The sequence below is a fragment of the Kosakonia sp. 1610 genome (genome assembly GCF_050435845.1).
Lineage (GTDB): Bacteria > Pseudomonadota > Gammaproteobacteria > Enterobacterales > Enterobacteriaceae > Kosakonia > Kosakonia cowanii.
Map to the genome: position 1 here is coordinate 735,831 of NZ_JBNDKZ010000001.1, position 21,240 is coordinate 757,070.

The 21,240-nt window shown below is 52.8% G+C and carries 23 protein-coding genes; 18 read left to right on the forward strand and 5 right to left on the reverse strand.

What is annotated here, in order from left to right:
• Positions 1–3: 3 nt before the first annotated feature.
• The 4 genes from arsC to ABIC80_RS03535 all read left to right on the forward strand — a co-directional run bounded on the left by arsC (position 4) and on the right by ABIC80_RS03535 (position 2,400).
• On the forward strand, positions 4–429 hold the full coding sequence (gene arsC, locus ABIC80_RS03520; protein ID WP_076770364.1) for a glutaredoxin-dependent arsenate reductase: 426 nt from the start codon (positions 4–6) through the stop codon (positions 427–429).
• Between the two features lie 669 nt (positions 430–1,098).
• A complete protein-coding gene (locus tag ABIC80_RS03525) occupies positions 1,099–1,359 on the forward strand; it encodes a DUF3289 family protein (protein ID WP_429175524.1) in 261 nt (86 codons plus the stop codon).
• A gap of 7 nt (positions 1,360–1,366) precedes the next feature.
• Entirely contained in the window at positions 1,367–1,954 is a 588-nt protein-coding gene (locus ABIC80_RS03530; RefSeq protein ID WP_429175526.1) for a DUF3289 family protein, read from the forward strand.
• Positions 1,951–2,400 (forward strand): DUF943 family protein, encoded by a 450-nt coding sequence (locus ABIC80_RS03535; RefSeq protein WP_124968021.1) that lies wholly within the window; start codon positions 1,951–1,953, stop codon positions 2,398–2,400. Before ABIC80_RS03530 ends, ABIC80_RS03535 begins: the two co-directional genes overlap by 4 nt.
• 47 nt (positions 2,401–2,447) lie before the next feature.
• Here the strand turns inward: ABIC80_RS03535 and tyrP are convergent, their stop codons facing one another.
• From tyrP to yecR, 3 genes are all read right to left on the reverse strand, one after another.
• Complete coding sequence (gene tyrP / locus ABIC80_RS03540) at positions 2,448–3,659, reverse strand: tyrosine transporter TyrP (protein WP_429175528.1); 1,212 nt, start codon at positions 3,657–3,659, stop codon at positions 2,448–2,450.
• Positions 3,660–3,912: 253 nt separating this feature from the next.
• Positions 3,913–4,410 carry a non-heme ferritin gene (ftnA, locus tag ABIC80_RS03545; protein WP_023480186.1) on the reverse strand — a complete coding sequence of 166 codons (498 nt, stop codon included), beginning with the start codon at positions 4,408–4,410 and terminating at the stop codon, positions 3,913–3,915.
• A gap of 209 nt (positions 4,411–4,619) precedes the next feature.
• Positions 4,620–4,952, reverse strand: coding sequence for a YecR family lipoprotein (yecR, locus tag ABIC80_RS03550; protein ID WP_023480136.1), 333 nt, complete (start codon positions 4,950–4,952; stop codon positions 4,620–4,622).
• A gap of 239 nt (positions 4,953–5,191) precedes the next feature.
• Between yecR and ABIC80_RS03555 the strand changes: the two genes are divergently transcribed.
• On the forward strand, positions 5,192–5,830 hold the full coding sequence (locus ABIC80_RS03555) for an RpiB/LacA/LacB family sugar-phosphate isomerase (RefSeq protein WP_042714919.1): 639 nt from the start codon (positions 5,192–5,194) through the stop codon (positions 5,828–5,830).
• A gap of 169 nt (positions 5,831–5,999) precedes the next feature.
• On the opposite strand, the gene ABIC80_RS03560 is transcribed toward ABIC80_RS03555, so the two are convergent.
• Positions 6,000–7,421 (reverse strand): MFS transporter, encoded by a 1,422-nt coding sequence (locus ABIC80_RS03560; protein ID WP_429175531.1) that lies wholly within the window; start codon positions 7,419–7,421, stop codon positions 6,000–6,002.
• A 215-nt stretch (positions 7,422–7,636) separates the two neighbouring features.
• On the opposite strand from ABIC80_RS03560, the gene azuC reads away from it, so the two are divergent.
• The 8 genes from azuC to otsA all read left to right on the forward strand — a co-directional run bounded on the left by azuC (position 7,637) and on the right by otsA (position 15,038).
• Positions 7,637–7,720 carry a stress response protein AzuC gene (gene azuC, locus ABIC80_RS03565; RefSeq protein WP_017458329.1) on the forward strand — a complete coding sequence of 28 codons (84 nt, stop codon included), beginning with the start codon at positions 7,637–7,639 and terminating at the stop codon, positions 7,718–7,720.
• A gap of 117 nt (positions 7,721–7,837) precedes the next feature.
• Entirely contained in the window at positions 7,838–8,089 is a 252-nt protein-coding gene (locus tag ABIC80_RS03570) for a DUF2766 family protein (RefSeq protein WP_042715805.1), read from the forward strand.
• Positions 8,090–8,206: 117 nt separating this feature from the next.
• The gene (locus ABIC80_RS03575; RefSeq protein ID WP_200580068.1) at positions 8,207–8,764 is read left to right on the forward strand and encodes a DJ-1 family glyoxalase III; all 558 of its coding nucleotides are present in this window, start codon (positions 8,207–8,209) and stop codon (positions 8,762–8,764) included.
• Positions 8,765–9,082: 318 nt separating this feature from the next.
• On the forward strand, positions 9,083–10,063 hold the full coding sequence (locus ABIC80_RS03580; RefSeq protein WP_023480146.1) for an arabinose ABC transporter substrate-binding protein: 981 nt from the start codon (positions 9,083–9,085) through the stop codon (positions 10,061–10,063).
• 70 nt (positions 10,064–10,133) lie between these two features.
• Positions 10,134–11,648 (forward strand): L-arabinose ABC transporter ATP-binding protein AraG, encoded by a 1,515-nt coding sequence (gene araG / locus ABIC80_RS03585; protein ID WP_429175534.1) that lies wholly within the window; start codon positions 10,134–10,136, stop codon positions 11,646–11,648.
• Between the two features lie 14 nt (positions 11,649–11,662).
• Positions 11,663–12,646, forward strand: coding sequence for an L-arabinose ABC transporter permease AraH (gene araH / locus ABIC80_RS03590; RefSeq protein ID WP_023480059.1), 984 nt, complete (start codon positions 11,663–11,665; stop codon positions 12,644–12,646).
• A 186-nt stretch (positions 12,647–12,832) separates the two neighbouring features.
• Complete coding sequence (otsB, locus tag ABIC80_RS03595; RefSeq protein WP_429175536.1) at positions 12,833–13,639, forward strand: trehalose-phosphatase; 807 nt, start codon at positions 12,833–12,835, stop codon at positions 13,637–13,639.
• On the forward strand, positions 13,614–15,038 hold the full coding sequence (gene otsA, locus ABIC80_RS03600; RefSeq protein ID WP_076770072.1) for an alpha,alpha-trehalose-phosphate synthase: 1,425 nt from the start codon (positions 13,614–13,616) through the stop codon (positions 15,036–15,038). Before otsB ends, otsA begins: the two co-directional genes overlap by 26 nt.
• A gap of 42 nt (positions 15,039–15,080) precedes the next feature.
• Here otsA and uspC read toward each other — a convergent pair whose 3' ends face one another.
• Positions 15,081–15,506: a universal stress protein UspC gene (gene uspC, locus ABIC80_RS03605; protein ID WP_429175538.1), complete on the reverse strand. Its 426-nt coding sequence runs from the start codon at positions 15,504–15,506 to the stop codon at positions 15,081–15,083.
• A 777-nt stretch (positions 15,507–16,283) separates the two neighbouring features.
• Between uspC and flhD the strand changes: the two genes are divergently transcribed.
• From flhD to cheA, 5 genes are all read left to right on the forward strand, one after another.
• Positions 16,284–16,634: a flagellar transcriptional regulator FlhD gene (gene flhD / locus ABIC80_RS03610; protein WP_023480187.1), complete on the forward strand. Its 351-nt coding sequence runs from the start codon at positions 16,284–16,286 to the stop codon at positions 16,632–16,634.
• A gap of 2 nt (positions 16,635–16,636) precedes the next feature.
• Positions 16,637–17,215, forward strand: a complete 579-nt coding sequence (gene flhC, locus ABIC80_RS03615; RefSeq protein WP_042714166.1) for a flagellar transcriptional regulator FlhC — start codon at positions 16,637–16,639, stop codon at positions 17,213–17,215.
• Between the two features lie 127 nt (positions 17,216–17,342).
• Positions 17,343–18,230, forward strand: a complete 888-nt coding sequence (gene motA / locus ABIC80_RS03620; protein WP_094420765.1) for a flagellar motor stator protein MotA — start codon at positions 17,343–17,345, stop codon at positions 18,228–18,230.
• On the forward strand, positions 18,227–19,186 hold the full coding sequence (gene motB, locus ABIC80_RS03625) for a flagellar motor protein MotB (protein ID WP_023480067.1): 960 nt from the start codon (positions 18,227–18,229) through the stop codon (positions 19,184–19,186). The genes motA and motB overlap by 4 nt, the downstream gene beginning before the upstream one ends.
• A 10-nt stretch (positions 19,187–19,196) precedes the next feature.
• Complete coding sequence (gene cheA / locus ABIC80_RS03630) at positions 19,197–21,233, forward strand: chemotaxis protein CheA (protein WP_429176469.1); 2,037 nt, start codon at positions 19,197–19,199, stop codon at positions 21,231–21,233.
• Positions 21,234–21,240: the final 7 nt, after the last annotated feature.

Sequence of the window (21,240 nt, forward strand, 5' to 3'; positions counted from 1 at the left end):
GATATGAGCAACATTACTATCTATCACAACCCGGCCTGTGGCACCTCACGCAACACACTGGAGATGATCCGTAACAGCGGCATCGAACCCACCATCGTTTATTATCTTGATACTCCACCGGCACGTGATGAGCTTAAAAAACTCATTTCAGCTATGGGTATGCCAGTACGCGTATTGCTGCGTAAGAACGTAGAACCTTATGAACAATTAGGGCTTGAAGAAGAAAAATTTTCTGATGAGCAGTTAATCGATTTGATGCTTCAGAATCCGATCCTGATCAACCGGCCGATAGTAGTGACCCCGCTTGGCACTCGTCTTTGCCGCCCTTCAGAAATAGTGCTGGATATTCTACCGGAAGGTCAGAAAGGAGCGTTTACCAAAGAGGATGGCGAGAAGGTCATTGACGAAACTGGGAAGCGGATTAATTAATCTGCCCATTTAAAAAGATCGGACGCCTGGCATACGTTATGCGGACGTCCGCTTTTCGCTCATAGCGGACGTTTAAAGACGTTTTTTTACGCTGCTATTTTCATAATATGACTTCAACAGTAACGGTAACTCTTTGAAGGAAAATACGAATAATTTCAGTGAATATTCTGAAAAATTACTCTAACTTTTTGTTTTTTCATAACTACACAACTGATTTAAAATCCCTCGGCGTTCGCGCTGTGCGGGTTCAAGTCCCGCTCCGGGTACCATGGGAAAAAGCAGAATAATCAAAGCAATAAGCAGTGTCGTGAAACCACCGAAAGGTGGTTTTTTTGTGCCTGAAATTTGGCTTCGTGAGGCTTTCGCCCTCTCAAGTCAGGAATATTGCCATCCCGCAACCGTAGCTGACGAAATTCTGCTGTTGTATCTCATTGCATAAGGGGTATTTGACTGACTCTAATTAGTCCGAGTCGCTAGCTACCTTGATATCGAAGGCGTTATGTTTATGCTGTTAGTACACATAGCCCATTCCTGATACGATCTCACTTCTTCTCTCTGAATGAAAGATTTTCGTAGAAATTTAAGTTGCAGGTACCAGATTTTGGAGTTCCACTGATGCATTTTTTTCGCTAATCTATTCATTAATGGATTTGATTTATGGAGGTATCTGTGGTCGCTTTAGGATTGCCTGTGACTATCTTTGCTACAAAACGCCAGATGGATCATAGGTCAGCAGCGGATATGAAATGTGGTGATTTAACCGAAGAACAGTTAAAAAGAGACTTTCGTTTAACAGATGTTTCTACAAAAGTTGATCCATACAAACTTGAGAAGACTCCGATGTTAATAACTCCTCGCCCCGCTTATTACGATGGCCTTCTGAGTGGTGCCTTAAAAAAAAGGTACGACTATATCCCGTCTGGAATGTAGCAATATTATGTTTGATGAAATGCGTTCTCTATCAAGTCAGTTCGCCATGTACGGTGCATACAGGCAGTTGATAACTAAAATGATCACGCATTGGCAAACACAAAATGGTACTGCTTTTCAGGACGCCGCTTTGAACATGGCCTTAAGAAATCAGATAATAAATGATAGTTCAGAGCAGAGTTCTTTAAAGGCTATAGTAGACGCCATCAACGATAAAGTTAACTATAAAGATAAAACATTGCACGAAAATGCCCTTTATAGTATTGAATCATCTATTCAGAGATCTATTTTACCGAAATTCTCACGTTTTAAAGATAATTTGAATGGTTTAGGTATTACTGTGCATGATATTTATGCAGTAAATATCAAATTGATTTCAATGAATGTTTATGAAAATAAATGGCAGGCTATAGTCAAATATACGGCACAAGATCATTTCGGGCTTGATGACGAAGATATAAAGAAAAGTTTATTTTTTGGACATCGGTTTTTCAGAATTTGGTTTGTATTACAACGCTACAAGGCTTTCGGCTTTAAGCCTTTTTTTACTAACATGGAAACAGTGATCAAGATTCATGGAGGAATGTTTCAATGAGAAGAAAAAAGGTTGTTATAGTAACAATATTATTTTTTATATTTATTTCAGTATATATTTACCTGGATAACCGTCCCGTCAAAATCATTGCCGTTCACCAGGATAAAGCTTATTCAAGCATCATTGTCGATCATATGCCTCTGACAGCCAAAGGAAAAATAGAATGGTGGATGGATCATAAGGATAGGCTTTTCAAGGAGTACAATGTTCCCAAAGTCGATAGCGATGGGTTATTTCGTGTTTACTTTTGGGCTTTTGGTGAAGGTTACAAAGAATTAGGGAAATATGATCGACTCTGCTTTGATGATATGCCTGAGCCTAAGAATTGTATTGATAAAGACAACCTGATGATTGTTGCTAAGACGCGTGAGGGAAACATGCGATACACATTCGATGACTCCGTCTATATACAAACTCCTGATGGTGCCCTCAAAAAAAGAAAATAATCTTTCTGATCACAAAAATAAGGCGCTCCAGTCAGAGCGCCCTCGTGTTAACCCACTTCCGGCAGCCACCCTGCCACAATCAGAAACTGAATAGTAATAATGGCGACGCCGCAGGCAAAGATCAGGCAGAGCGCCGGTTTCCCGCCCAGCACGCGATAACCACTTTGCGGATGGTGTTTGCGGCTCTGCCACGCCAGCATCGACGGCAACAGAAGGGCTAATACCGCAAGCGCAACGCCTGCATAACCGAGTGCCATCACAAAACCGCGCGGGTAGAAGAGGGCAAACGCCAGCGGCGGCAGGAAGGTGATGATGCCGGTTTGCAAACGGCCACTGACACTATTACGGCGACGAAAGAGATCGGCCAGGTAATCGAACAAACCCAGCGAAACGCCGAGGAATGAAGTGGCCAGCGCCAGATCGGCGAAGAGGTGGATCGCCAGCTCAACATGCGCAGAGGCGACGACATCGCGCAGCGCCAGCAACAAGCCATTCAGCCCTGACTGGCTGGCAAGCAGGCCGATAAAAGTATGGGAGTCGATGCTGCCAAGCGTCGCCAGCTGCCAGAAGATATAAGCCACCAGCGGGATGGCGCTACCGGTGATAAACACTTTGCGCAGCTGGCGAATGTTACCGCCCATATAACTGACGATGCTCGGCACGCTGCCGTGAAAACCGAACGAGGTGAAAATCACCGGCAGGGCTGAGAGCGCCAGCCCTTTTTCCAGCGGCATAGTAAGCAGGTTCGCCTGGTGTACGTGCGGCATTAACAGCGCCAGCATGATCACTAAAAAGAGGATCTTGGCGCTGAAGAGAAAACGGTTAAAGAGATCGACCAGTGAGGTGCCGATGCAGACCACGCCGCCAGCGACCAGCGTAAAGATCAGCACGCCCGCGCTTGAGGAGAGCGATACGTTGAACCACTCACTGATACTTGAAGCGAGCAATTCACCAGCACCGCTGATATAGGCAGCCGTTAGCGCATACATCAGAAACATCATGCTGAAGCCGGTGATCCACTGACCGTAACGACCCAGGTAGCGCTGCGCCAGTGTACCGAGCCCGGTCTCAGCCGGAACATGCTGATAAACCTCAAGCAGCAGCAGGGCGGTGTAACACATCACGGCCCATAAGATGAAAAGCAGCCCCAGCGTCGTTGCAAACCCTACGCCCGCCGCCGCCAGCGGCATCGCCAGCATGCCCGCACCAATGGTGGTGCCAGCGACAATAAATACACTTCCAAGTGCCCGATTTTTCACACTTTCCTCTATTTCTTCACTCACTGCACACGCAATACGCGGCGCAGAGTAAGATAATTCCACCGTTTCGTCAAATGACCGTTACATCTGTTGTAATCTTTTATTTACAGCTTATCGCGCGGACGAGAAAGAGCTATCACCGGGGGTTTGAGTACGGAAGCAGGCAGTATTTTGCAGAAGGGGGATAAGCAGAAAGAAATGGTCTGGAGCAGAAGAAAAAGGCGGTACAGAATTAACTGAACCGCCTTTGTTATTAATTTTGTGCGTCGAGGGTCGCCAGCTCTTTATCAATAAAGTAGAGGCCTTCACCGCTTTTACCCGCCAGCGTTAATTTATCAATTACCGATTTAAAGAGTTTCTCTTCTTCATGCTGCTCGGCAACATACCACTGCAGGAAATTAAAGGTCGGATAATCCTGTGACATCATCGCAACATGCGCCAGCTCATTAATTTTTTGCGTAATATGCTGCTCATGTTCGTAAGTCGCGCGGAACAGTTCATCAAGGGAGGCATACTCAGCGACCGGTGAAGCAATATTCGCGATGCGCGGCAGGCTGCCGGTGTCCGTCAGGTAGTCGAACAGGCGCTGCATATGGGTCATCTCTTCCTGCGCGTGGCGGCGCAGAAACGCGGCGGCACCTTCAAAGCTGTGATAGCTGCACCATGCGCTCATCTGTTGATAGAGCAGGGAGGAGAAGAGTTCCAGATTCATCTGTTCGTTGAGTTTTTCAATCATCTCTGCTTTTAACATCGCACGGCTCCGGAATTAAAAATATAACAGGGGAAAGTGCCGCCACTATAATTTGTTATTTAATTATTTGCAAAAGTTAAAATAATAAAGCGTTTGATTAATAAAGAGAATGCGAATAACACGCATTGCCGGGGTAATATTTAAATGAATGAGAATTGTTTTTATTATTAATAAAAGAAAAAGCCAGCGCTAATGGCTGGCTTAAGAATTTACCAGGCCGCGCGGTTGGGATCGATAGCGATACCGCGACACTGATATTGAATGGTGATTTTGGTGTTCATGCAGCCTGAACCGCTGATCAAACTACAGGTCTGCACCGGCTGGCCAAATGCCACGGCGGTGGCATAGCCCAACTGCTGGCACTGTTTGTTGGCGGTGCCCTGCGCGACGTACTCATCATAACGCGCGGTCTGCATCATCTGCTGATTAAAGCTCAGACGTACCACACCGCTGGTGGTGTCCACGCTGCTCACTTCTGCTTCTTTGGTGATGGTGCACCCGGCAAGGAGTAACAGCGTGGCGGCAATAACGACTCTCTTCATGACGTTGCTCTGCTTCATTTTTTGCATCTTCTCATCTTAATCGCCCCCTCTGCGCGGCAATCGACGGAATAACCCCCCGAACACCCTCTACTAATCAGGACGGCTCAAGCGGGCCGCTCAAAACTGTGAGGCGGCTTTTGATTTTTAAAACCATTTTTCACTAAATTTGAAAGTATGTTTGTGAGGTAGTAAGGTTTAGGTAACCTTTGCTATCCGAAGCACGTCTACAGGAGATGAAAATGAAAATTGCACTGATGATGGAAAACAGCCAGGCGGCGAAAAACGCCATCATTCTCAAAGAGCTGAAAACCGTAGCCGATGAGAAAGATTTCCCGGTGTATAACGTCGGCATGAGCGACGAAAATGACCATCATCTGACCTATATCCACCTCGGTATTATGGCCAGCATTTTGCTCAACTCTAAAGCGGTAGATTTCGTGGTGACCGGCTGCGGCACCGGGCAGGGCGCGCTGATGTCGCTGAACATCCATCCGGGCGTGGTCTGCGGTTACTGTATCGATCCGGCCGATGCGTTCCTGTTCGCGCAGATCAACAACGGTAACGCGCTGGCGCTGCCGTTCGCCAAAGGCTTTGGCTGGGGTGCCGAGCTGAACGTGCGCTTTATCTTTGAAAAAGCCTTTACTGGCCGCAACGGGGAAGGTTACCCGCCGGAGCGTAAAGAGCCGCAGGTGCGCAACGCTGGCATTCTGAACCAGGTAAAAGCAGCGGTGGTGAAAGAGAACTATCTCGATACGCTGCGCACCATCGATCGCGAGCTGGTGAAGACCGCCGTCTCCGGCGAGCGTTTCCAGCAGTGCTTCTTCGAGAACTGCCAGAATAAAGAGATCGAAGCCTTCGTACGCGAAGTGCTGGCCTGATAATCCCCTTGCCTGATGGCGCTGCGCTTATCAGGCCTACGGGCAGGCAGCTTGCCACCGGTGTCTGCTTTGCCTGATGGCGCTACGCTTATCATGCCTACGCGGAGCAAATTTCACTGTTCGCCCCCGTAGGCCGGATAAGGCGTAAGCCGCCATCCGGCATTGCCGTTTAACGGCTTTTCTGCGACACCGCGCTGCCGGCATCCTTCGTCAAGCGCAGCGTATCAATCATTCCCACCAGACAGATCAACGCAATAAAGACAAACGCCAGCCGGAAACTAATCCCCTCCATCCCGGCGATCCCTAACCAGCCGCTGATATGCTCGCCAAGGCGAATGCCAATCGCGCCAAGCGTAATGCCAAGACCCACCGCCAGCTGTGTCGCCGTGCTAAACAGCGTATTGGCATAGCTCATCTGCGCGCCAGGCACATCGGCAAAGGCCAGCGTGCTGACGCCGGTAAACTGCACCGAGCGAAAAACGCCGCCAAGGTAGAGGATGACAAAGATCAGCCACACCGGCGTATCGGCGGTAAGAAAGGCGCAGGCCAGCAGCGCCATCACATTTAGCGCGCCGTTAATCAACAGCAGCTTACGAAAGCCGAGCCAGCGGATAAGCGGCGTGGTCGCTGGTTTAATGGTCAAATTCCCGGCAAACACCGCCAGCACCAGCAGCCCGGCATGGAAAGGATCCATCCCAAACCCAACCTGAAACAGCAGCGGCAGCAGAAACGGCACCGCGCTGATCGAGGCGCGAAACAGCGAGCCGCCATACATGGTGACGCGAAAGGTCGGCACCTGCATCGCGTCGAGGCGGATCATCGGCCACGCATGGCGGCGAAAATGGCGCAGCGTAAAGGCAAACATCACCGCGCCGAGCATCAGCAGTGCCAGCGTCAATCCACCCTGTGGGTGTTGCGAACCGAGCGCTTCCATTGCGTACACCAGGCTCACCATCGCCACGCTGGTGGTGAGAAAGCCGGTCAAGTCGAAGGGACGGCGCTCCTCTTCGCGGATGTTGGGAATAATGCGCAGCGCCAGCGCCATCCCCAGCAGGCCGAGCGGCACATTAATAAAGAAGATCCAGCGCCAGTCGGCGTAGTGGGTAATAAACCCGCCGAGCGGCGGGCCGATAATCGGTGCCACCAGCGCCGGCCAGGTGAGCGTGGCGATGGCGGTAATCAGTTGATGTTTCGGCGTGGTGCGCAGCACCGCCAGCCGCCCGACCGGCACCATCAGCGCGCCGCCCATCCCCTGCAAAATACGCATCGCCACAAACATCTCGACGCTGGTGGAGAGGCCGCACAGCACCGAGGCGAAGGTGAAGATGGCCAGCGCCAGGGTAAAGATGGTGCGGGCGCCGAAACGATCGGCGATCCAGCCGCTGGCGGGGATCAAGACGGCGAGGGTGATCAGATAGGCGCTGATGCCGATATTGAGCGCCACCGCTTCGACGCCAAAGGTTTTTGCCATATCCGGCAGCGCGGTGGCGATCACCGTGCCGTCAATAAACTCCATAAAGAAGGCGCCCGCTACCAGTAATGCAGCGGGAGAAACCGCGCCTCGCGTTTGCGCAGGGGAACTGTCGGTCATTAAGGCTCTGCCATTCACAAAAAATAATTGAAGAAGCTAAAAATATTTTTAGCGCGCTAACTGCCGGATTTGTCATCAGATTGCTAATAAAACTACGCCATTTTCGATTTTTGAAACGTGATTTCGATCGCAGATAGATTGATTTTTGTGACGAGCGTCATATTATGTCGCCCATTAAGGCTTAACACCTGCCTGACTATTTGCCGGAGTGAATAATGAAACTGCGTAAAATCCTGAAGCATATGTTCGAAACCTATTGCAAGACGTTCAAAGACGTCCCGCCTGGCGCGATGTTCTGAGAATAAAAAAACCTGCTGCGGCAGGTTTTTTTGTCTCTACGCAACGCGGCCGCGCGCAAAACTACTCTTGCCCGCCGTTTCCCGCTACTATGGCGCCCTTTCAATAAGGAGCTTCCCATGTCGCAAAACACCCCCGCCGACCAGGAGCTGGTCTCTGACGTTGTCGCTTGCCAGCTGGTCATCAAACAGATCCTTGATGTCATTGACGTTATCGCGCCGGTTGAAGTGCGTGAAAAAATGGCTAACCAGCTTAAAACCATCGACTTCTCGACCCATCCTGCCGCCGCCGATCCGGTGACGCGCCGCGCGATTCAAAAAGCGATTGCGCTGATTGAACTGAGGTTCACCCCGCAGGGCGAAGCGCACTAACGCGCACTTTATCGAATCCCGGCAGCGGGTCTGTGACGCAGCGAGGATTTTGAAACGCTGTTTTGATCAACAATGACGCCACCTGTTTCACCTGACCTCAACGGCAAGGAGTCGGTCATGAAAAAAGTGGCGGTATTGTTAGCGCCGGGTTTTGAAGAAGCGGAAGCGATTATCACTATTGATATTTTGCGCCGCTTAGAGATTGAAGTAGAGACGCTGGCCTGCGCGGATTCCCGCGCGGTGGTCAGCTATCACGCCATTCCCATGGTGGCAGACAGCACCTTGCCAGAGCGGCAAGAGATGCTGTTTGATGCCATCGTCCTCCCCGGCGGGCCGCAGGGCAGCGTCAACCTCGCCGCCAGCAGCGACGTCGTGCAATTTATTAAAGCCCACGATGCGGCAGGGAAACTGATCTGCCCCATCTGCTCCGCCGCTGCGCGCGTGCTTGGCGGCAACAATCTGCTGAACGGGCGTCGCTATGTCTGCTCCGGCGATCTCTATCAACAAGTGCAAGACGGCGAGTACGTCGATGCACCGGTCGTTGAAGATGGCAACCTGATCAGCGGCAAAGGTCTGGGACACGCTTTCGACTTCGCCTTCACCCTTGCTGCACGCCTGCTGGGTGACGAAAAACCCGTTCGCGATCACGCCGATCATATCTACTACCGCTGGTAATCGTTTCGCCCGGCCGCGCCCTGCGGTCGGGTACAAGGATAAGCTGGCTGACGTTATGGATTATCCTGCTTTCACCCTTGCGATTTGTCTGACAAAAGCCGCTGACTTTATGGCTAAATCCGCTGAATTTATGTACGGAATTACTGTAATTCAGCCGTGTGATGCCGCTCTCCTATGGAGAATCAATTTCCCGCTAAAACTATTTCCAGCACAGATGTCCATCTGATGCATGGGCGCTAATGCCTTGTTTTTTGAACTTTTAACAATACCAATTATTTCTGTTCCCTACATAAAAGCGTGTTTAAGCCGGAGTTTACCATGCACAAATTCACTAAAGCGTTGGCGGCCATCGGCCTGGCTGCCGTTATGTCACAATCCGCTATCGCTGAAACCATGAAGCTCGGGTTTCTGGTTAAACAGCCGGAAGAGCCCTGGTTCCAGACTGAGTGGAAATTCGCTGACAAAGCGGGCAAAGAGTTAGGTTTCGAGGTGATTAAAATCGCCGTCCCGGATGGCGAAAAAACGCTGAACGCCATTGATAGCCTGGCGGCCAGCGGCGCGAAAGGGTTTGTCATCTGTACGCCGGATCCGAAACTCGGCTCCGCTATCATGGCGAAAGCACGCGGTTACGACATGAAAGTGATCGCCGTCGATGACCAGTTCGTCAATGCCAAAGGCAAGCCGATGGACACCGTTCCGCTAGTGATGATGGCCGCCAGCGAAATCGGCGCGCGTCAGGGCGAAGAGCTCTATAAAGAGATGCAAAAACGCGGCTGGGATGTGAAAGAGACCGGCGTGATGGCCATTACTGCGAACGAACTCGACACCGCCCGTCGCCGTACCTCCGGCTCGATGGACGCGCTGAAAAAAGCCGGCTTCCCGGAAAAACAGATCTACCAGGTGCCGACCAAATCTAACGATATCCCCGGCGCATTCGATGCCGGTAACTCCCTGCTGGTACAGCACCCGGAAGTGAAACACTGGCTGGTGCTCGGTATGAACGATAACACCGTGCTGGGCGGCGTGCGCGCCACCGAAGGCCAGGGCTTTAAAGCGGCAGATGTGATTGGCATCGGTATTAACGGTGTCGATGCGGTGAGCGAGCTGTCGAAAGGGCAGGCCACCGGCTTCTATGGCTCCCTGCTGCCAAGCCCGGACGTACATGGCTACAAAACCAGCGAACTGCTCTACAACTGGGTGACCAAAGGCGTTGAGCCGCCGAAGTTCACTGCGGTGACCGATGTGGTGCTGATCACCCGCGATAACTTCAAAGAAGAGCTGGCGAAGAAAGGACTGTAAGGCTCTGTCGGTTGCGCTCCCCGTGCAAACGGGGAGCCTGTCGTACCCTCAACTGCTTCACGGAGACGTTATGCAACACTCCACTCCCTATCTCTCGTTTCGCGGCATCAGCAAAACCTTTCCCGGCGTCAAAGCGCTGAGCGATATCACCTTTGACTGTTATGCCGGGCAGGTACACGCGCTGATGGGCGAAAATGGCGCGGGGAAATCCACCCTGCTAAAAATCCTTAGCGGTAATTACGCGCCCACCGGCGGCACGCTGGCGATCAAAGGCGAAGAGGTGGTGTTTAGCGACACCACTGCGGCGCTGAATGCCGGTGTGGCGATCATCTATCAGGAGCTGCACCTGGTGCCGGAGATGACCGTCGCGGAAAATATCTACCTTGGTCAACTGCCGCAAAAAGGCGGCATTGTGAACCGCTCGCTGCTCAACTACGAAGCGGGCCTGCAATTACAGCATCTGGGGCTGGATATCGATCCCCAGACGCCGCTTAAGTATCTCTCTATCGGTCAATGGCAGATGGTGGAGATTGCCAAAGCGCTGGCGCGCAACGCCAAAGTGATCGCCTTTGACGAACCGACCAGCTCCCTTTCGGCACGTGAAATCGACAATCTGTTCCGCGTGATCCGCGAACTGCGCAAGGAGGGCAGGGTGATCCTCTATGTTTCCCACCGCATGGAGGAGATTTTTGCCCTCAGCGACGCCATTACCGTCTTTAAAGATGGCCGCTACGTGCGCACCTTCAGCGATATGCAGCAGGTCAACCACGATCAGCTGGTGCAGGCCATGGTCGGGCGCGAGCTGGGCGATATCTACGGCTGGCAGCCGCGCCCCTGTGGCGAAGAGCGTCTGCGCCTGGAGCAGGTGAAAGCGCCGGGCGTACGCACGCCCATCAGCTTAAGCGTGCGCAGCGGCGAAATCGTCGGCCTTTTCGGTCTGGTCGGTGCCGGGCGAAGCGAGCTGATGAAAGGGCTGTTCGGCGGGACGAAGATCACCGAAGGGCATGTATTTATCGATGGCGAAGCGATCAACATCCAGAAACCGGCCCACGCCATTCGCGCAGGGATGATGCTCTGCCCGGAAGATCGTAAAGCCGAAGGGATTATCCCGGTGCACTCGGTGCAGGAGAACATCAATATCAGCGCCCGGCGCAAATACATCCGCGCAGGCTGCCTGATTAACGATGGCTGGGAGAGCGAGAACGCCGCGCACCATATTCGCGCGCTCAATATCAAAACCCCCGGCGCCGAACAGCTGATTATGAATCTCTCCGGCGGCAACCAGCAGAAGGCGATCCTCGGTCGCTGGCTGTCGGAGGAGATGAAAGTGATCCTGCTCGATGAGCCGACGCGCGGTATTGATGTGGGTGCCAAGCATGAGATCTACAACGTGATATACGCGCTGGCCGCGCGTGGCGTCGCGGTGCTCTTTGCTTCAAGTGACTTACCCGAAGTGCTCGGCGTTGCCGACCGCATCGTGGTGATGCGCGAAGGGGAGATTGCCGGTGAGGTGCTACACGGACAGAGTGATGAACAGCAGGTGTTGAGCCTGGCTATGCCAAAAGTGAGCCAGGCGGTCGCCTGAGTGAGGAGAATACGATGTCATCTTTAACAACGGCCCGCGCGCCGAAAAAGTCGCCCTTTAGCGTCGGGCGCATCTGGGATCAGTTTGGCATGCTGGTGGTTTTCGCGGTGCTGTTTATCGGCTGCGCGGTGTTTGTGCCGAACTTCGCCTCCTTCGTCAATATGAAGGGGCTGGGGCTGGCGATCTCAATGTCCGGGATGGTCGCCTGCGGCATGCTCTTCTGCCTCGCCTCCGGTGATTTCGATCTCTCGGTCGCCTCGGTGATTGCCTGCGCCGGTGTGACCACGGCGGTGGTGATTAACCTTAGCGAAAGCTTGTGGATTGGCGTCGCCGCTGGTCTGCTGCTCGGTGTGGTCAGCGGCTTTATTAACGGCTTCGTTATTGCCCGCTTAAAGATCAACGCCCTGATCACCACCCTTGCGACCATGCAGATTGTGCGCGGGCTGGCCTATATCATCTCTGACGGTAAAGCGGTCGGCATCGAAGATGAGCGCTTCTTCGAGTTGGGTTACGCAAACTGGCTGGGCTTGCCGGCGCCAATCTGGCTGACGGTCGGCTGTCTGATTATCTTCGGCTTCCTGCTTAACCGCACCACCTTTGGCCGCAACACGCTGGCGATTGGCGGTAATGAAGAGGCAGCGCGGCTGGCGGGTGTGCCGGTGGTACGCACCAAAATCATCATCTTTGTGCTTTCCGGGCTGGTCTCGGCTGCTGCAGGGATTATTCTCGCTTCGCGCATGACCAGCGGACAGCCGATGACCTCCATCGGTTATGAGCTGATTGTCATCTCTGCCTGCGTATTGGGTGGGGTTTCGCTCAAGGGCGGCATAGGAAAAATCTCGTATGTAGTGGCAGGTATTCTGATTCTTGGCACCGTTGAGAACGCCATGAACCTGCTGAATATCTCCCCCTTCTCGCAGTATGTCGTCCGCGGTCTGATCCTGCTGGCAGCGGTGATCTTCGACCGTTACAAGCAGAAAGCGAAGCGCACGGTGTGATGCTAACTGCTTAAATTATCGACACAACCTTTTAGTGTAATTCCCCCTTTAACCAGCCGCTAATGCGGCTGGTCTTTCATTGTTAAAATGGCGAGCAGCGTCACACTGTCTATACTTACATGGCTAATGATAATGGGGCCGTAGATTAATAACGGCTCACACGATGACTGTAAGGAGGAAACAAGGGTGGACGACGCGTTATCAAAACCGCCTCTCTTTTCCGGTGATTTTGCCTTTTTTTTCGATTTGGATGGCACCCTCGCTGATATTAAACCGCGCCCGGATGATGTTTTCATTCCGGAACAGGTGCTGACCAGACTTTCATTGCTTGCAGAGATGAATAACGGCGCGCTGGCGTTGATTTCAGGGCGCTCAATTAGCGAGCTTGATGAGCTCGTTGAACCGTATCGTTTCCCGCTTGCCGGTGTTCACGGCGCAGAGCGACGCGATATCGCAGGTCAAACTGAACGGGTGACATTGCCGAAAGAGGTGCTTATTCCGCTGGAGCAGGCGCTTCGGCAAGGGCTGGCGTCGCTTGACGGCGTCGTGCTGGAAACCAAAGGGATGGCATTCGCACTGCACTATCGCCAGGCACCGCAGCATGAAGACGCGGTCTTTGCTCTGGCACAACAGATGGTTGACACCTTCCCGCAGCTGGCCATGCAGCCAGGCAAATGTGTGGTTGAGCTGAAACCGTCCGACATTCATAAGGGCGCGGCCATTGAAGCCTTTCTGCGCACGCCGCCCTTCACCGGCAGGAAACCGGTGTTTCTTGGTGACGATCTTACTGATGAGCATGGTTTTGAAACCGTCAATAAACTGGGCGGTATCTCGATTAAAGTTGGTTCAGGCGAAACCCACGCCCAGTGGCGGCTGAACGACGTTCGCGATGTTCATGACTGGTTGGAACGTATGTCCGAGTATCAAAAACAAGAAGAAAAGGCGCTAACAAACAGGAGAGATGGCTATGAGTCGCTTAGTCGTAGTATCTAATCGAATTGCACCGCCTGATGATAAAAAAGCCAGTGCTGGCGGACTGGCAGTCGGTATTTTGGGCGCACTGAAAGCCGCAGGCGGCGTCTGGTTTGGCTGGAGCGGCGAAATCGGCGATGAAGATCAACCGTTGAAAGAGGTGAGCAAAGGGAACATTACCTGGGTCTCCTTCAATCTCAGCGAAGAGCATCACGAGCAGTATTACAACCAATTCTCTAACGCCGTGCTGTGGCCCGCTTTCCACTACCGTCTTGACCTGGTGAAATTCCAGCGCGAAGCGTGGGATGGCTATCAGGAAGTGAATGCCTTACTGGCTGATAAGCTGGTGCCGCTGCTGAAAGAGGATGACATCCTCTGGATCCACGACTATCACCTGCTGCCGTTTGCCAGCGAGCTGCGTAAACGCGGCGTAAAAAATCAGATTGGCTTCTTCCTGCACATTCCTTTCCCGACGCCGGAGATCTTCAACGCGCTGCCGCCGCATGCGGAGCTGCTGGAGCAGCTGTGCGACTACGATCTGCTCGGCTTCCAGACTGAGAGCGACCGCACCGCGTTTCTCGACAGCGTGTCGATGCAGACGCGCCTCAGCACGCGTAACAGTAAAGAGCACATGGCGTGGGGCAGAAATTTCCGTACCGAAGTCTACCCAATCGGTATTGAGCCGAATGAGATCGCTCAGCAGGCATCCGGCCCGCTGCCGCCTAAGCTTGCGCAGCTGAAAGCCGAGCTGAAGAATGTGAAGAACATCTTCTCCGTTGAGCGTCTGGACTACTCCAAAGGGTTGCCGGAGCGTTTCCTCGCCTATGAGACGCTGCTGGAGAAATTCCCCGAGCACCACGGCAAAATCCGCTATACACAGATTGCACCGACCTCGCGCGGCGAAGTGCAGGCTTATCAGGATATTCGTCACCAGCTGGAGACGGAAGCAGGGCGCATCAACGGTAAATATGGCCAGCTTGGCTGGACGCCGCTCTACTACCTCAACCAGCATTTCGATCGCAAAGTGCTGATGAAGGTCTTCCGTTACGCCGAAGTGGGTCTGGTCACGCCATTGCGTGACGGGATGAACCTGGTAGCGAAAGAGTATGTGGCGGCGCAGGATCCGGAAAACCCGGGTGTGCTGGTGCTGTCGCAGTTTGCCGGTGCGGCGAACGAGCTGACCTCCGCGTTGCTGGTCAACCCTTACGATCGTGACGATGTCGCTGCGGCGCTTGACCGTGCGCTGCGCATGCCGCTGGCAGAGCGTATTTCGCGCCATGCGGAGATGCTGAAGATCATTCAGGAGAATGATATCGACCACTGGCAGGAGAGGTTTATCAGCGACCTAAAGCAAATCTCGCCACGTAGCGCGCAGAGCGAGCTACAAAACAAAGTGGCGACCTTCCCGAAACTGGCTTAAGCCGTAAAACAGAACGCTCCCGCAGAATCGGGAGCGTTTTTTTTATCCTTCCAGTGACACCAGCAGCACATCCACTTCGCTCGTCTTCACAATACTCTTCGCCGAACAGGCCGCGCGCGCGAAAAATGTCTGGTTGTGATTGCCGCATATCACCAGATCGACACCCCTGGTACGACAGACATGGGATATATGTTCAGATAATTCGCCCGTGGCGATAAGCGTCTGTTCAATCGGATAATGTGCGCTGGTTACAAGTTCGTTAATAAACTGTTGCAATTCTTCCTGCAGCAGAGTTCGGACACTCTCCATCATCGGCGCAGCAAGCTGATTATAGAGTTCAGGGTCGGCGGCAAAGGTAATTAACGTGATGCGGGCGTGAGAAGGGCGAGCAATATCAATCGCTTTGGCGAGCAGCTGACGACTTTCGGGTGTCATCGCTACCGCAACCAGAAGATGCGCGTAGGCCATTGCGTTCTCCACGGGTATTCCAGTTTTTCTCACCATTACTCTGTTTCACGTTCCAGTGCAAGCCACAAACATTGCTGCTCTGTGAAGGTAATCATAAATATTCATTAATTTTTCTTACGTAACAGAGCGTACATATAATAAGCAAGTTAACGAAAATTGAATACCTAACTGAAATTTAAAGAATATATCGCTAAATTCCGGCGCCGATCATCAGGCTCATTAACGAAATTGAAATGGTTACTTAAGTCAACTAATTAGCCACACTAAAATCTTAACTCGTTGTTTTTTAAGTATATTTATTTATGTGTCTGCAATAGATACGTTTTGCTGAATCGAGCCATTCCAGCACGTCATACCTCTGACCAGTCGCGGTTTTTAGCCCCTGGTACTGCATGAGTATTCGTACTAGTGGAATAAAAAAGGGTGCAATCGAGTAATAAAACATCAAATCACAAGCGAGACTGATAGATTTCTGATCAATAATCACGTAAATTATGTGACGTGGATCACAAAAATTTCAAATTCCCGCTCTGTTCAGATTGTATGTCTCAGCACCTACGAGTACAGTTGCGTCGAATTAGGAAAAATCTTAGTTCTTTGTAAGAAATGATTAAGAGAGCAGCAAGGCATTAACATCTCAACGAAGCGCCTTGCTTGTGAGATCCTGAGTCAGTTATGCATTTAGCCTTTCTTTTTTATACCGGGTTTTTTCCCGGCGACATCACGGGGTGCGGCTTAGCCGCATAAGATTCAAGTTGGTTATTCTGGATGGGAAAAATGCATACATCCGAGTTGCTGAAACACGTTTACGATATCAATCTGTCATATTTACTCCTTGCTCAGCGTCTTATTAGCCAGGACAAAGCCTCCGCCATGTTCCGTTTAGGGATCAATGAAGAGATGGCAAACACGCTGGGTGAGTTAACCCTGCCACAAATGGTGAAACTGGCTGAAACCAATCAGCTTATTTGTCAGTTCCGTTTCGACAATCATCAGACCATCACTCGTCTGACCCAGGAATCGCGTGTGGATGACTTGCAGCAAGTCCATACCGGAATTTTGCTTTCAACCCGCCTGCTCAACGAATCATCTAAAAACGGCGACGCGGCCAGGAAGAAAAGGGCTTAACTATGAGTGAGAAAAGCATTGTTCAGGAAGCACGCGATATTCAGTTAGCAATGGAACTGATTACGCTGGGTGCGCGTTTACAGATGCTGGAGAGTGAGACGCAGCTTAGCCGCGGTCGTCTTATCAAACTCTATAAAGAGTTGCGTGGTAGCCCGCCGCCGAAAGGCATGCTGCCATTCTCCACCGACTGGTTTATGACCTGGGAACAAAACATCCACGCGTCGATGTTCTGCAACGCCTGGCAGTTTCTGTTAAAAACCGGTCTGTGCAGCGGCGTTGACGCAGTCATTAAAGCTTACCGACTCTACCTCGAACAGTGCCCTCATTCGGATGAAGGCCCGCTTCTGGCGCTGACTCGCGCCTGGACGCTGGTCCGTTTCGTGGAAAGCGGAATGCTGGAGTTGTCGCGCTGTAACTGCTGCAGCGGTAACTTTGTTACCCATGCTCATCAGCCCGTTGGTAGCTTTGCCTGCAGTTTATGCCAGCCGCCGTCCCGCGCGGTAAAAAGACGTAAACTTTCGCCGGAAGCTGCCGATATTATTCCACAACTGCTGGAAGAACAGATCGATCAGGCTGTTTAACCGAATCAGGTGGAATCAAAACTCCAGCAGCGGTGCTTTAATGCCGCTGCTTTTTTTTGCCCGCCGTTCGTGAAAACCCTCCGAAATGTTTCTCTTAAGCCTTAGTCATTAGCAGAAGGATGATGTCGTGCTTATCGTATTAGGTTACCTGATAGTAGTTGGTGCAGTCTTAGGCGGTTATATGATGACCGGCGGTCACCTTGGGGCACTGTATCAACCCTCTGAACTGATTATTATCGGCGGGGCGGGTGTGGGTGCATTCATTGTGGGCAACAACGGCAAAGCCATCAAAGGCACAATGAAAGCGTTGCCGCTGCTGTTTCGCCGCTCTAAGTACACCAAAAGTATGTATATGGACCTGCTGGCGCTGCTCTATCGCCTGATGGCGAAATCACGTCAGCAGGGGATGTTCTCCCTCGAAAGAGATATCGAGAACCCGAAAGAGAGCGAGATTTTCGCCAGCTACCCGCGCATTCTGGCCGACGCCACCATGCTCGAGTTTATTGTCGATTACCTGCGTCTCATCATCAGCGGCAACATGAACACCTTCGAAATCGAAGCGCTGATGGATGAAGAGATCGAGACCCACGAGAGTGAAGCAGAAGTGCCTGCTAACGCCCTCGCGGCGGTCGGCGATTCGCTTCCGGCGTTCGGTATCGTTGCGGCGGTAATGGGCGTGGTTCACGCACTCGCTTCGGCAGATCGTCCGGCGGCAGAGCTGGGCGCACTGATTGCCCACGCGATGGTGGGGACATTCCTCGGCATCCTGCTGGCGTACGGTTTTATCTCGCCGCTGGCAAGCGTGCTGCGCCAGAAAAGTGCGGAAACCGCCAAGATGATGCAGTGCGTCAAGATCACGCTGCTGTCGAACCTGAACGGTTATGCACCGCCGATCGCGGTCGAGTTTGGTCGTAAAACGCTTTACTCAAGCGAGCGTCCATCGTTTGTCGAGCTGGATGAGCACGTACGTGCTGTCCGCAACCCTAACCAACAGACGACAACCGAGGACGCATGAAAAATCAGGCCCATCCTATCGTCGTAGTTAAACGTAAAAAACATAAAGGCCATGGTGGCGGCGGTCATGGCTCGTGGAAAATCGCCTATGCCGACTTTATGACGGCGATGATGGCGTTCTTCCTTGTTATGTGGCTGATCTCCATCTCCAGCCCGAAAGAGTTGATTCAGATTGCGGAGTATTTCCGCACGCCGCTGGCAACAGCGGTCACCGGTGGGCCGCGTATTTCGAATAGCGACAGCCCCATTCCGGGCGGTGGCGATGACTACACGCAGCAACAAGGCGAAGTGCAAAAACAGCCGAATATTGATGATTTGAAACGACGCATGGAGCAGTCGCGCCTGAGCAAACTGCGCGGCGATCTGGACCAGTTGATCGAAGCGGATCCGAAGCTGCGCGCCCTGCGCCCGCACCTGAAGATCGATCTCGTACAGGAAGGGCTGCGCATCCAGATTATCGACAGCCAGAACCGGCCGATGTTTAAAACCGGCAGCGCGGAAGTCGAGCCTTACATGCGCGATATTTTACGGGCGATTGCCCCGGTGCTTAACGGCATCCCGAATAAAGTGAGTCTTTCCGGCCATACCGATGATGCCCCGTACGCCAACGGCGACAAAGGGTACAGCAACTGGGAGCTCTCAGCCGATCGTGCAAACTCATCGCGCCGCGAGCTGGTTGCCGGTGGGCTGGATGATGGCAAGGTAATGCGTGTTGTCGGCATGGCCGCCACCATGCGCCTGGTCAACCGCGGACCTGATGAAGCCATCAACCGCCGAATAAGTCTTTTGGTGCTCAACAAACAGGCAGAAGCGGCCATTCTGCATGAGAACGCCGAGAGTCAAAGTGCGCCAATAAGCGCCATTACACAGCCTGAGCCCGCAGAGCCGGCAGCCCCCGCGCCAGCCCCTGCGTCTCCGGTAGCAGTTCCCACATCGCCACAAGCCAATCCGAGGTGATAGCGTGAGCATGGATATTAGTGATTTTTACCAGACATTCTTTGATGAGGCCGACGAACTGTTGGCCGATATGGAACAACATTTATTAGATCTGGTGCCGGAAGCACCTGATTCAGAACAGCTCAACGCCATCTTCCGCGCCGCTCACTCTATTAAAGGTGGTGCGGGAACGTTTGGCTTTACCATTCTGCAGGAAACCACGCACCTGATGGAGAACCTGCTGGATGAGGCACGGCGTGGCGAAATGCAGCTTAACACCGACATTATCAACCTGTTTTTGGAAACCAAAGATATTATGCAAGAACAGCTCGACGCCTATAAAAGCTCGCAAGAGCCGGATGCTGCCAGCTTCGAATATATCTGCAACGCTCTGCGCCAGCTGGCGCTGGAAGCGAAAGGCGAAGCCGCTCCGGCTGCCGGCAGCGCGAAGCTCTCTGTGGTTGAAAGCACCGCGCAGGCTGTCGACGCTGCTCCTGCTGCGGCGAACGACGGCAAATTGCGTGTCGTGCTGTCGCGCCTGAAAGAGAGCGAAGTTGCCCTGCTGGAAGAGGAGCTGGGTAACCTCGGTACGCTGAGCGATGTGGTCAAAGGCAGTAATAGCCTGAGCGCTACCATCGATGGCGGTCTCGGTGAAGATGACATTATTGCGGTGCTCTGCTTTGTTATCGAAGCAGATCAAATTGCCTTTGAAAAAGCCGCTGCGCCAGCCGCCGTTGACACGGTTGCCGACGCTGCTGCGCCAGAAGACGAGGCCGAAGCCGCGGTTCCTGCCGTTCAGGCAGCTGCTGCACCGGTACTGAAAGCGGTAGCTAAAGAGGCGCAGCCTGCCGGACGTGAAAAACCGGCGCGCGCCGCCAGTGAGTCCACCAGCATCCGCGTAGCGGTTGAGAAGGTTGACCAGCTGATTAACCTGGTCGGCGAACTGGTGATCACCCAGTCAATGCTGGCCCAGCGCTCCAACGAACTGGATCCGGTGACCCATGGCGATCTGATCACCAGCATGAGCCAGCTGCAGCGCAACGCCCGCGATCTGCAGGAATCGGTAATGTCGATTCGTATGATGCCGATGGAGTATGTCTTCAGCCGCTTCCCGCGTCTGGTACGTGACCTGGCGACCAAGCTGGATAAACAGGTAGAACTGACCCTGCAGGGTAGCTCGACCGAACTCGATAAGAGCCTGATCGAACGTATTATCGATCCATTAACGCACCTGGTGCGTAACAGCCTCGACCACGGTATCGAAACGCCGGAAAAACGCGTTGAAGCGGGCAAATCGCCGATTGGTAACCTGATCCTCTCCGCAGAACATCAGGGTGGCAATATCTGCATCGAAGTGACCGATGATGGTGCTGGCCTTAACCGCGACCGTATCCTTGCTAAAGCCCTTTCTCAGGGCATGGCCGTGAGCGAAAGCATGACCGATGAAGAAGTTGGCATGCTGATCTTTGCTCCGGGCTTCTCTACCGCTGAGCAGGTGACGGATGTCTCCGGCCGCGGCGTGGGCATGGACGTGGTGAAACGTAACATCCAGGAGATGGGCGGCCACGTTGAGATCAAATCCAAGCAGGGCACCGGTACCACTATCCGTATCCTGCTGCCGCTGACGCTGGCGATCCTCGACGGCATGTCAGTGAAAGTGAATAACGAAGTCTTTATCCTGCCGCTCAACGCCGTTATGGAGTCGTTGCAGCCGCGCGAAGAAGATCTGCATCCGCTGGCGGGCGGCGAGCGCGTACTGGAAGTACGTGGCGAATACCTGCCGCTGGTTGAGTTGTGGAAAGTGTTTGACGTGGCTGGGGCAAAAACCGAAGCCACGCAGGGAATTGTTGTCATTCTGCAGAGCGCAGGTCGTCGCTATGCGCTGCTGGTCGATCAGCTGATTGGTCAGCACCAGGTGGTGGTGAAAAACCTGGAGAGCAACTATCGCAAAGTGCCGGGGATTTCTGCCGCCACCATCCTTGGTGATGGTAGCGTCGCGCTGATTGTGGACGTCTCAGCGCTGCAGGGATTGAATCGTGAACATCGTATGGCGCACACAGCCGCCTGATTTAGTT